The 11980-nt window shown below is 58.5% G+C and carries 10 protein-coding genes and 1 tRNA gene; 8 read left to right on the plus strand and 3 right to left on the minus strand.

Going from position 1 to position 11980, the window contains the following annotated elements; translation table 11 throughout:
* The first annotated feature begins 36 nt into the window (after positions 1 to 36).
* The 3 genes from HKD40_RS15615 to HKD40_RS15625 all read left to right on the plus strand — a co-directional run bounded on the left by HKD40_RS15615 (position 37) and on the right by HKD40_RS15625 (position 3278).
* A complete protein-coding gene (locus tag HKD40_RS15615; protein WP_169196716.1) occupies positions 37 to 420 on the plus strand; it encodes a hypothetical protein in 384 nt (127 codons plus the stop codon).
* Between the two features lie 152 nt (positions 421 to 572).
* Positions 573 to 995 (plus strand): nucleoside-diphosphate kinase, encoded by a 423-nt coding sequence (ndk, locus tag HKD40_RS15620; protein WP_169196717.1) that lies wholly within the window; start codon positions 573 to 575, stop codon positions 993 to 995.
* A 354-nt stretch (positions 996 to 1349) separates the two neighbouring features.
* On the plus strand, positions 1350 to 3278 hold the full coding sequence (locus tag HKD40_RS15625; RefSeq protein ID WP_169196718.1) for a DEAD/DEAH box helicase: 1929 nt from the start codon (positions 1350 to 1352) through the stop codon (positions 3276 to 3278).
* A 141-nt stretch (positions 3279 to 3419) separates the two neighbouring features.
* On the opposite strand, the gene HKD40_RS15630 is transcribed toward HKD40_RS15625, so the two are convergent.
* Entirely contained in the window at positions 3420 to 4631 is a 1212-nt protein-coding gene (locus HKD40_RS15630; protein WP_169196719.1) for an MFS transporter, read from the minus strand.
* Between the two features lie 94 nt (positions 4632 to 4725).
* Positions 4726 to 5931, minus strand: coding sequence for an MFS transporter (locus HKD40_RS15635; RefSeq protein ID WP_169196720.1), 1206 nt, complete (start codon positions 5929 to 5931; stop codon positions 4726 to 4728).
* A 295-nt stretch (positions 5932 to 6226) separates the two neighbouring features.
* On the opposite strand from HKD40_RS15635, the gene HKD40_RS15640 reads away from it, so the two are divergent.
* The gene (locus tag HKD40_RS15640) at positions 6227 to 6844 is read left to right on the plus strand and encodes a hypothetical protein (RefSeq protein ID WP_169196721.1); all 618 of its coding nucleotides are present in this window, start codon (positions 6227 to 6229) and stop codon (positions 6842 to 6844) included.
* A 75-nt stretch (positions 6845 to 6919) separates the two neighbouring features.
* Positions 6920 to 9013 carry a molybdopterin-dependent oxidoreductase gene (locus HKD40_RS15645; RefSeq protein WP_169196722.1) on the plus strand — a complete coding sequence of 698 codons (2094 nt, stop codon included), beginning with the start codon at positions 6920 to 6922 and terminating at the stop codon, positions 9011 to 9013.
* 137 nt (positions 9014 to 9150) lie between these two features.
* Here the strand turns inward: HKD40_RS15645 and HKD40_RS15650 are convergent, their stop codons facing one another.
* Complete coding sequence (locus tag HKD40_RS15650) at positions 9151 to 9915, minus strand: sulfite exporter TauE/SafE family protein (RefSeq protein ID WP_169196723.1); 765 nt, start codon at positions 9913 to 9915, stop codon at positions 9151 to 9153.
* 262 nt (positions 9916 to 10177) lie between these two features.
* Between HKD40_RS15650 and HKD40_RS15655 the strand changes: the two genes are divergently transcribed.
* The 3 genes from HKD40_RS15655 to HKD40_RS15665 all read left to right on the plus strand — a co-directional run.
* The gene (locus tag HKD40_RS15655) at positions 10178 to 10618 is read left to right on the plus strand and encodes a glyoxalase superfamily protein (RefSeq protein ID WP_169196724.1); all 441 of its coding nucleotides are present in this window, start codon (positions 10178 to 10180) and stop codon (positions 10616 to 10618) included.
* A gap of 239 nt (positions 10619 to 10857) precedes the next feature.
* A tRNA-Ser gene (locus HKD40_RS15660) sits at positions 10858 to 10947 on the plus strand.
* Positions 10948 to 11039: 92 nt separating this feature from the next.
* Positions 11040 to 11980 (plus strand): DUF6538 domain-containing protein (locus HKD40_RS15665; protein WP_349236816.1); only part of this gene is annotated, 941 nt, incomplete at its 3' end.

Below are 11980 nucleotides of genomic sequence, written 5' to 3' on the forward strand. Positions count from 1 at the left end.
CCATTGACGAGGACCAACTCCGAAGAGGACCGAACCATGATGAAGACCACTCTAGCTCTAGCCCTCGTCGCTGCAACCACACTGGCAACGCCTGTCTTTGCGCAGGAAGCGGCCAATGCGCTGCGCTTTGCGGACATTGATGCCGAACGCGTCAATGCTACGCAGGTCGAGTTCGACATCGAATATAAGAATGGCGGGTGTGACCAGATCGGTGTGCCAACTCTGGGTGCGCTGACCAATGGCGTGCTTGAGGTGCAACTGGCCGTTTCTGGCGAGAGCCCAAACTGCACAACCCGCGATAAAGAAGGCGATGTGACCTATGTCATTGAAGCGGATGAGACGATCACCCAGCTCAACGTCACCCTGACCAGCGCCGACGGCAAGGTTTTGGGCAGTGAAGTGGTCACCATCGACCGCTAAGGGAAAAGGCAGACCGGCTCGCGGCGCCGGGCTGTCACTTTTTGTGTGTGCTCGGCGATGAAGTCTCATCCGAGCGCGCACACCGTCTTGCGCCTGTAACAAGGCTCCGCTAAAAGGCCCCACCTTTCTCCACGCAACAGGATTTGACCGCCATGGCGCTCGAACGTACTTTCTCCATCATCAAGCCAGATGCCGTCCGTCGTAACCTCATCGGCAAGATCGCTGCCAAGTTCGAAGACGCTGGCCTTCGCATTGTTGCGATGAAGAAGATCCACATGACCCGCGAACAGGCCGAAGGCTTCTACGCAGTTCACAAGGAACGTCCATTCTACGGTGAACTCGTAGAACAGATGTCGGCTTCGCCGGTTGTTGTTCAGGTTCTGGAAGGCGAAGGCGCAATCCTCAAGAACCGTGAAGTCATGGGCGCGACCAACCCAGCACAGGCTGCTGAAGGCACCATCCGTAAGGAATTCGCTCTTTCGATCGGCGAAAACTCCGTACACGGTTCGGACGCTCCAGAAACCGCTGCTGAAGAAATCAAGTACTTCTTCACCGACGCAGAAATCGTTGGCTAAGTGCCGATGACAGAGCTCATTCCGATAACGGGATAAGCTCTAGAGATTGGAAGGGCGGGCCAAAACGGTTCGCCCTTTCCCTTTAAATGCCCCTCTGTCGCACGGTCCATAGTGACGCACCATGCCTGTGGGGCAACCTGTCTCTGGTATTTTGCTCCAGTCCTCGTTACTGAGAGACTCATGGGGCTGCCCGCTAGAGGCGGCCTTTTTGCTTGTTTGTGCTATAGACAACAAACCTCCGGGTTCCCTAGCCCCCTGTGGAACCCAAATTATGCAGAAGCTTTATTGGTCATCCGTTCCTTCTTTGTCGGAACCGGCAACCGCCAAGCATGCTGCATCGCATGAAAGAACGTGATGACCCTGCCTGAAAACATCCTCGCTCCAATCGCCCGCGCGCTGACCGCAAAGGGCTACGACAGCCTCACTCCTGTGCAGGCTGCGATGATCGAGGACAACACCGAAGGACGCGACCTGCTCGTGTCCGCACAGACCGGCTCCGGTAAGACCGTGGCCTTTGGTATGGCGATTGCGCCAACCCTTCTCGGCGAAGACGATCGCCTGCCGCCTCCGGGCGCACCGCTTGCCCTCTGCATTGCTCCGACCCGTGAACTCGCTATGCAGGTTCAGCGCGAATTGACCTGGCTCTATGCCGAAACTGGCGCGGTTACCGCTGCTGGCGTCGGCGGCATGGATCAGCGCGCCGAACGTCGTGTGCTCGATCGTGGTGCTCACATCGTTGTGGGTACACCGGGTCGTCTGCGTGACCACATCACCCGTGGCGCGCTCGACATGAGCCAGCTGCGTGCCGTTGTGCTCGACGAAGCAGACGAAATGCTCGACCTTGGTTTCCGCGAAGACCTCGAGTTCATTCTCGACGCCGCTCCGGAAGATCGTCGCACCCTGCTGTTCTCGGCAACTGTTCCTAAGCAGATTGCTGAACTGGCCAAGACCTTCCAGAAGAACGCACTGCGCATCACCGCCACCAGCTCGGGCCAGCAGCACGCTGACATCGAATACAAGCTGATGTCGGTTTCCGCATCCGAACGCGAAAACGCGGTGATCAACACGCTGCTCTGGTACGAAAGCACCAACACCATCGTGTTCGCCTCGACCCGTGAAGCGGTAAAGCACCTCTCGGCTCGCCTTGCCAACCGTGGCTTCGCCGTGGTGACCCTGTCGGGCGAACTCTCGCAGGCCGAACGTACCAATGCGCTGCAGTCGATGCGCGATGGCCGCGCTCGTATCTGCGTTGCAACCGACGTTGCGGCTCGCGGTATCGACCTTCCAGGCCTCGATCTCGTGATCCACGCCGATCTGCCGATGAACTCGGAAACCCTGTTGCACCGTTCGGGCCGTACTGGCCGCGCGGGCCGCAAGGGCACCTGCGTTGTTATCGCTCCTGCACACCGCAAGCGCGTTGCGCTGTCGATCCTGCGTGGCGCAAAGATCGACCCAGAAAACATCAACCCGCCGACCGCAGACGAGATCGATGCGCGCTATCGCGAGCAGATGCTCTCGGCAGAAATGCTGAGCAATGCGGCTTCGGAAGATGAAGCACCATTGGTGGCAGAACTGCTGGAGCGTCACGCGCCAGAAGCCATTGCGGCCGCTTACATCCGTCTGCAGCTGGCAGCACGTCCGGTTCCAGAAGATGTGAGCCCATCCTCGGGCGACGACTTCAACTCCCGCGAACGTCCATCGCGTGACGCCTTCAATGGCGGCGCATGGTTCAAGGTCTCGGTTGGTCGCAAGCAGCGCGCTGAGCCGCGTTGGTTGTTGCCAATGATCTGTAAGGCTGGTGGCGTTGGCAAATCTGCCGTCGGCTCGATCCGCATCTTTGAAACGGAAACCGTTTTTGAAGTAGCTGCTGACAAGGTTGACGCCTTCAAGAAGGCTGTCGGCAAGGGCGGCACGCTCGAAAAGGGTGTCTACATCTCCGAGACCGAAGCTCCAGCAGCGCGCTCCAACGAGCGTCCGCAGGGCAACCGTCGTCCAACTGGTCCATCGAGCTACGATCCGATGGCGCCACGTGAAGACCGTAAGGCACGTTACCCCAAGAAGGCACGTTCTGACGACTTCGGTGGCGGTGAGCGCCCAGCCAAGAGCTGGGATGACAAGCCAAAGACCTGGGACGACAAGCCACGCGCCGAACGTCCTCGCGCTGACAAGCCAAAGTTCGACAAGGACAAAGGCAAGCCAGCTTGGTCCAAGCCAGCAACTGAAGGCGATTTCTTCGTGAAGAAGCCTAAGGTCAAGGACCACAAGAAGAAGCGCACTGAATAAGAGCGCAGAGTTTTAAAAGAGCCGGGGGGAAACCTCCGGCTTTTTTGTTTGTGGGCAGGGAGGCCGTACCTTGTATGCCGCGGGTTGTTCTTCCTTCTCCCTCCCCCTTGAGGGCAGGGCCGGGGTGGGGGTACTCCGCGCCTATCCCTCATTCACCGGCAAAAGCCGCAGCCGCTTCACATTTGCCCCGACCATAATGACCACGCCGAGAACCGCCACGCCCGCACCAACCATCAGCGCAAACCGATAATCGCCGCCGCTGGTCAGCACCCCGAAAGCCGTCGCACCCATCAGATTGGCGGAAATGGCGATGACATCGAGCAGCGAGGTCGAGAGCCCGACACGGCCTTTGATCGCTTCCTGCACATAGGAAATATTGAGCCCCATCAGTGCTGCAGTCGCAAAGCCGTTGAGGATGAGCAGCCAATACAGCATCGGCAGCGACTGGCTCATCGCCGCACTCAGCATAAACAACGCGAGGATAACGCCCGCGCTGGCGAGCAGGATCTCTTTGGTAAAGCGCATGCCCAGCCACCCCCAGATCAGCAGGCTGGGAACCTCAATCGCCGCGGTAATGGCGGCGTAAAAACCCACGTCTGGCAGAGAGCCACCCAAATTGGTGACAATGAGCAGGGGCACCGTGAAGGTGAGAATGCGCGCTGCGGCAGTCATCACGGCAAGGCTGATGAGCCCCCCAAGGGTGCTGAGCGGTAGTGCGAAGGTGGAGAGAAGCGACGCGCCTTCGGCCCGAACCGGCGGCGGCATTTGGACCGCGGTGGTCGGATCAACCATCATCAGCGCGAAAATCGCGCCAATGACCACATAGGCCAAAGCGGCCATGAGGTAGACGTTGAAGATCGAAAACTCAGCCGCCACCCAACCCGCAAGCGGGGGGACGATCACCCAGGCCGCCGTAAACACCGAGCGTAGCGTCGTGACCATGACGTCGGCGCGAGCGAGCGCGTTCTTGGCGTAAAAGACGCGGATATAGGCAAAGCACTGCGAAAAACTCGCGCCCGCCAGCGGCATGAGCACTATGGCCGAAAAGGCAAATCCGAATTGGGTGGGAACGGCATAGACCGTGAAATTGGCAGCAACCCCGGCAAGGGCCGACAAAAGCAGCAGACCACGCCGATCTTTGATCTTGTCGGAAATATAGCCCAGAAACAGCGACACCAATGTGCCGACGACCCCGCCGATGGCCATGATGGTTGCGAACACTCCGGGGCTCATGCCCAGCGTGTCGACACCCACGAGCGAGGCATAGGGGATGGTCGCCGCATAGGTGATGCCCGAAAAGAACATCGAAGTGGCCAGCATTGGTGTAACCGGCATTCGAAGCGTTCTGGCCATAGTGTCCTCCCTCAAGGCGGCAAAGGGGTAAGGGGTTAAATCGATTTCGTCTAATGAAAAGCGCTAATTTGAGCCATCTCGGATGCTGATCGGCCTAGGCCGAGCGGAGACGGCCTAGGCGTTTGAAATTGCTACCCGCCATAGAGAGCGCCCCAATGAGGGAGAACCCGGCCGCACAAGCGATGGCGAGGCGATAGTCGTTCAAGCCCATCAGCACAGCAAATGCTGCGGCCGATAGAAGGTTTGTCGCGATCCCCATTAGGTCGATCAGCGAGGTGGACAACCCAACGCGCCCCTTAATCGCATCCTGCGCATAGGCGATGTTCTGTGTCTGGATGAGCGCGACGCCGACAGCGTTAATGACGAGAAGGCAGTAGATCACAAGGATGGAGGGCGCGAGGCTCACGCTGGCGAGAAACACCGCGAGGCACAGGCCGGCAATTGCAAGCAGCGTTTCCTTGCTGACCTTGGTGGTCAGCCACGCAATAGCAAACATGGTCGGCGCTTCAATGGCAGCATTGATGCCCGAATAAATACCTGCATTGGCAAGCGTGCCGTCCAGTTCTTTGACGATAAACAGCGGCACGATATAGCTCGCCGTCCGCGCGCCGGTCCACATCAGGACGATTGAACAGAGGCCAAATACCTTGGGCCGCTCAATCGCAAAGGTTGAGAGCAATGATGCCCCTTCCGCTCTTTCGATGCGTGGCGATTGCACCGCGGTGTCGCGGTTTCGCAGCAAGGCGAGGAATATGGCGCCAATGGCCAAATAGCTCAGTGAAGAGAGCAGATAGACCAGAAAAACGTTGTATGCCGAAGCGATCCATCCCACCAGCGGGGGGACGATCACCCAGGCCAGGGTGAACATCATGCGCATAATGGTCATGATGAAGTCGGCCCTGTCCGGCCGATGGTGCACGAAGTATACGCGCATAAAGCCTAGGCATTGGGAAAAACACCCCAAGCCCAAAGGCATGATCACGGCCGTGGCGATGATGAAGGTGAGGGGCGATTGACCCCAGAATATCAGTGCGTGGCCTGTCATGCCCGCAAAGGCCGTCAGTATGACAAGCCAGCGGCGATCTTTGATCCGGTCCGAGAGCAGACCCAGCCCGACAGCACTGATCAGGCCGATCAACGAACCAATGGCCATCACCGTTGCGAAAACGCTTGGTGCCATGCCCAGTGCGTCGACGCCAACCAGCGACGCATAGGGAGCGGTGGCTGCATAGGTGATGCCGGAAAAGAACATGGATGTTCCCAGCATCGGCGTCACCGGCATGCGGACTGAATGCCCCATTGTTTCCTCCCAAACGGCAGGAGGACGGGTAAGGGGGTAAATCGTTTCCGTCTAATGAAAAACGACAATTTCTGAAATCAAACTGAGTGATGATGGAGAAAGCAAGTCTCTCAATAGGCCTGATTGGGCTCAATTGATCAGGTCAATTCTGTGAGGGCTGCGAGACACACCCCCAGCAAGAAGTGCTGACATTCCTGCGAGCCGCAAAATTGTGAATAGCCAAAACAAGTTTCCTGCTGCGATGTAGGCGAAATTACTGCCGTTTGCGTCGCGGCCTATTTCTGGAGACAAAAGCGTGCCTTTGCGTTGGCAAGAAGTGGCTCTGCCGCTCGTTATTATTACTGTCCTGATCGCCCTCAAATATGTACCGGCGTTCAGTCAGTTGCCCCTTTCACGAGCAGCGGGTGTTGTTGCCTTCGGCTATGCCGCCTTCCTCGCATTGCGATTGATGCAGCCCGAGGTCGCCCTTGTGACAGAGGACGGATGGAGCGAATTGCGGCCCTCGCTGGTCGAATATTTTGCCTGTTACGGCGCTGCGGCCCTGTCGCTGGTGCTGCTGTTGGGTGTGATCACCTTGGGTCATAATGCCGATCTGCTGGAAGTCTTTGCCACCTATCTGGCCGCGCTCTTATTGCTGGTCGGGGCTGCCGGTATCGGGCTGGTTGGCCTCTTTACCAACACCCGTTGGGATCACCGCCGTCTGGTGCATCGCTCGGCCTTGGGGCGTACCACCACAATCGAATGGAGCAAGGTGCACAAAGTCATGCCCAATTGGCGTGGCGTTACCGTGGTTGCCTCGACCGGCGCGATTACTTTTTCTCAGTTTCACGCTGGTGCAGCGCAGCTGGTGAGCCACGCCGCCATGCGCGCGCGGCGCAATTCAGAAACCGCCACAAGCGCTTTCGGTCTCTAAGTCATCAACGGGATTGATCCGAGCTATCGCAATTCTGCGTTTGCTCGGGTTAGGCCTTGGGGGTAGTTTTCGCCTATGAACGCACAAGCCCCCAGCCGCACCATCCGCTCTGTATGCCCGCATGATTGCCCATCGGTCTGCGCGCTGGACGTCGACATTTTGCCAGATGGCAAGGTGGGACGCGTGCGCGGGGCGAAGGACGACCCATACACAGCCGGTGTGATTTGCGAGAAAGTGGCGCGTTATGCCGAGCGTATTCATCACGCTGAGCGCTTAACCCATCCGATGCGCCGTGTCGGTCCCAAGGGGGCAGGGCAGTGGGAGCGCATCACTTGGGACGAGGCGCTCAACGAGATTGCGACCCGCTTTCTCGCCATCGAAACCGAGCATGGGGCTGAGGCCATCTGGCCCTATTTCTATGCGGGCACGATGGGGCATGTGCAGCGCGACGGCATTGAGCGCCTTCGCGCCACCCGTGGCTATTCGCACCAATATGACACCATCTGCACAGGTCTGTCGTGGCCCGGCTATATCGCCGGCACGGGCCTGCTCGGCGGCGTAAATCCCGAGCAAATGGCAGAGAGCGATTGCGTGGTGATCTGGGGCACCAATGCGGTCAACACCCAGATCAACGTCATGACCCACGCCACCCGCGCGCGCAAATCCCGTGGCGCTAAAATCGTGGTCATCGATATCTACCGCACCACGACCATGGATCAGGCCGATCTGGCGCTCATCCTGCGTCCGGGGACCGATGGGGCGCTGGCCGTCGCGACGATGCATATTCTCCTCCGCGATAATCTCGCGGATCGGGATTATATGCGTAAATACACGGACTTCTCGCCAGAGTTTGAATCACATCTGGAAGCGCGTACCCCGCAATGGGCATCTGAAATCACCGGCCTAAGTGTCGATGAAATAGAAGCCTTTGCCCGTCTGGTCGGCGAGAACAAGAAAAGCTTTTTCCGCCTCGGTTATGGCTTCTCGCGCCAGCGCAATGGCGCGACCTCGGTCCACGCCGCGCTCTCCATTCCGGCGATGACCGGCGCTTGGCAATATCGCGGTGGTGGCGCTTTTCACTCCAACTCCGGCACCTGGGGGCTGGATAAATCGCGCCTCAAAGGCACGTTCCTGCAAAAGGGCGCGCCGCGCGCCTTGGACATGTCCGAGGTCGGGCCCATCCTGACGGGCGACGCGAAAGCCTTGCAGGGAGGTGGGCCAGTGCGGGCGATGATCGTTCAAAACACCAATCCCGCCTCGGTTTGCCCCGAGCAGAACCGCGTGCGCGAAGGATTTATGCGCGACGATCTCTTCCTCGTCGTGCATGAGCAGTTTTTGACTGAAACCGCTGAACTGGCGGACATCGTCCTGCCTGCCACCATGTTCCTCGAGCACAACGACTATTACACTCGTGGCGGCCATACGCGTGTGCTCTATGGCCCAGCCGTGGTGGATCGCCCCGGCGAATGCTGGTCTAACCACGAGCTGATCAACGCGCTCGCCATACGCCTCGGCGAAACCGATCCGGTGTTCTTCACCAAGGATCGGGAAGTCGTCGCTGACACCTTTGCCCGCTCGGGCTATCCGGCTTTGGAAGAGGTTGAAGAAACGGGCTATGTCGATCGTGAGCGGCCTGACGATGTTGCCCGCTTCGCTAAGGGGTTTAATTGGGAAGACGGACGCTACCGGTTTGCGCCCAATTGGCAGGAGGTCGCCGATCGCAAGGGCTATCGTTGGGTGTGTGACCCTTCGATCATGCCGAAGTTCGCTGACCATTGGGCGGTGAACGAAGTCGTCACCGAGGCGCTACCCTTTAAGCTGGCGACAAGCCCAGCGCGCACCTTCCTCAATTCCTCGTTCAACCAAACCCCGGGCAGTCTCAAACGCGAAGGCGAACCGTCGGTCTTCGTCCATCCCCAGGACGCCGAGCGGCTTAGCATTTCCGATGGCGATGCTGTCATTCTCGGCAATGATCGCGGCGAGGTCGAGCTCACTGCGCGTATCCACACTGGGCTTTCAACCGGGGTGCTGATTGCCGAAGGTCTGCACCGCAACAAATCCCATCGTGGTGGCAAAGGCATCAACGTCCTCACCAGCGCCATCCCCGCCGCCCCCTTCGGCGGTGTCCCCTTCCACGACGCCGCTGTGTGGCTGAAGCGAGCTCTGTAGTCTCCCTCCACCTCTCCCTTTGGGGGAGAGGTCGGCCGCAGGCCGGGTGAGGGGGCCTCACTATTCCGCCGAGAACTCCTTCTTCTCCCTCCCCCTTGCGGAGCGGGCCGGGGTGGGGGGCTAGCGCCCCAAAAATCTCACCCATAAGCCGCCCAGAAGAAATACGCCGTCATAAACATCCCATAGACAATGACCCCAATGCGGATCCATTGGCCGGGGATGTGTTGAGCCATACGCGCGCCGAGATAGCCGCCCGTCGTCACGCCAATCAGCGCGATGGAGCCATGATACCAATCAATCGAGCCATTGAGCGCAAAGCGGATCACGGCGACGAGCGCCACCAGCGTCGAGATGTACAGTTTTAGCCCATTCATCGCGTGAATATTGGTCAGCCCGGCCATGGCCAAGGCCGCCAAAAGCAGAATGCCTAGGCCAGCATTAAAGAAGCCGCCGTAGACACAAACGCCGCCCATTAGCAGCAGGATCAGTGCTGCGCCGAGCTTTGCCATGCGGCTTGTTCCGCTGGAGCGCGCTTTGATAAAGCCGTTGAGCTGATTGCCAAAGGCAAAGAGCGCGACCGCAAAACTCATCAGCCAGGGCACGACCAACTCGAACTGCGCGTCACTGACGACAAGAAGCAGTTCCGCGCCGATATACCCACCGATGATCGCGACAATACCGAAGGACAACATTTGTCCTCGGTACATCTTCATGGATTGCCAATAGCCCGCCACGCCGCTGGCATAGCCGGGCAGGGCCGCATAGGTGTTGGAGGCATTGGCTAAAACCGGCGGTACGCCGACAAACAAAAGCGCTGGAAACACAATAAACGAGCCGCCGCCCGCCAGAGAGTTCACGGCGCCGCCGAGAAAACCGGCCAACAGCAAAATGATTTCAGTCATAAGTCCCCCAAGCGCTTGGCGCTTTGCTAAACACTAGAGGTTTGGCAGCCTTCGTCCACCCCAATCTGCCTCGGTCGGACATCTCTTGACTTCCGCGCGGCGTCCCACCATTTACGCGACAGGGTGCTGCCCCTGCCGCTCGCGGGCCTTTGGCCTATGGTGAAGTCAGCGTGAGACACGATCCGCTTCGGAATACTCCCAAGGCGCATCATGGCAATGCGGGCTCCCATGAACACAGTCGCCTCTCATTGGAGAGACCGAAATGTCGTATTCACTTGATACCCCGACCGCCACCACTCTGAAATCTGAAGCCAAAGACCTGCGCGATAGCTTGGCTCAGATGGGTCAGACGCTCAGCCACAGTGCAGCTTTGGAACAAATCGCGCAAAAGCATGGCTTCCGCGATTGGAACACCGCTCGGGCGGCGCTGCCCGAACGCGCCATCGCTCCCTACCAGGTCGGCGAGCGGGTCAAAGGGCTTTATCTGGAGCAGGCTTTTTCCGGCCAGATCATCGGCGTCCAGATGTCTGGTAATATGCAGAGCTACACCGTGACCATCCAATTTGACGAACCGGTCAATGTCACGCCCACTTTCATGTTCGCGGTCCTGCGCCATCGCGTGACCGCAACGCTCGATGAGCACGGATTTTCCATTTCGCAGCGCGGCAATGGCAATCCGCAGATGCAGATCTTCCGCCGCTAACAATATGCCCCTCCCAGTTGCGGGAGGGGCGAATACCCAGATGCCGCTGGGCGACGCCAGGATTGGCCCTTTCTGGCACTGATTTGCCCCGCAGGAGGCCAAACAATGCCGGCACAATGCCAAACATCGGCCCATAAATGCCAAAAACACAGCAATCGAGGCACTCGATGGGGAAAAACCCAAATGGGGCGATAAATCCCTTGCCAGACAACGCCGAAGCCCTGTATCTCCCCGTGTGTGGAGAGGTGGCCGAGTGGTCGAAGGCACACCCCTGCTAAGGGTGCAGATCGGGAACGGTCTCGAGGGTTCGAATCCCTTCCTCTCCGCCACTTCTAAGCCATTGATATTGCTAGAGTTGAATCCGAATCAAAATACGGATTCTGTCACAGCATCCCGTCACAGTGACGGGAGTGTTTGTTCCTTGCCAAGTTCCATTTCATCCTTTGTTCACCGGCGAGGTCCGGTCTACTGGTTCCGTCGCTCGGTTCCGGTTGACCTGATCGATCGCCTTGGCAACACGGACATCCGCAGGTCATTGCGTACGTGCAATAAGCGGGTGGCCCGGCAAAGAGCGTGGACACTGGTTTTGCTGGTTGAAGAGGCTTTCGCGATACTCCGCGACGCTGGGCTCAAGCCGGGCGCACGCGATGCGTTGAATGTCGTCTTGGGTCGTGTGATGGACGACTTTGACCGCGACAGCCGGGCTTGGGCAGAGCGCGCCAAATATCGCATGCTTCTCGACAGCCTGAATGCCGGCATCAACGATGAGGCGTCCGTTGGCAAGGTCGGGCAAAACAGCATCGACGCTGCGGCCGAAGCAACTGCTCCCACGCAGTGTATGATCGACGGTCAAAAGCCTGCCGATATGGCTCCCTCATCTTTCGCATTCTCAACGGGTCCTGCGCGAGCAGCATCTCCTGTGCCGGCCATTAGTAACCAGACGCCAGAGGCACTGGCGCTGGCAGTTGCGGAAGCGATGCGGCTGGGGACGCTCCATCCTGAAGCGAAAAAGCCATTGACGGCGCATATTGAAGGACATTTTGCAGATTTGCTCAGGAAGCGGAGGTCCCCGAAATATCTGGCTGAAATCCGCACGAAGCTGCAAATCTTTATTGCCACCATGGGCGACAAGCCGGTCTTTCAGTACAAAAAGGAGGACATGCTGCGGTATCGGGATTTGATCGATCAAATGCCCGTTGATGCTATAAAGCATCTCAAGACCGATGATCCGGTGAAGGCCATCGCTCTGAACGCCAAGCGTGCAAGTCCGCTGCCGCCGATCAGCTCCACAACTGTCGATGCCAAATATCTGAGCACGATACGCGGCATATTCGACTACCTGATCCGGAAGGGGTACCTCGA

It is taken from the genome of Devosia sp. MC1541 (assembly GCF_012847305.1).
Classification (GTDB): Bacteria; Pseudomonadota; Alphaproteobacteria; order Rhizobiales; family Devosiaceae; genus Devosia.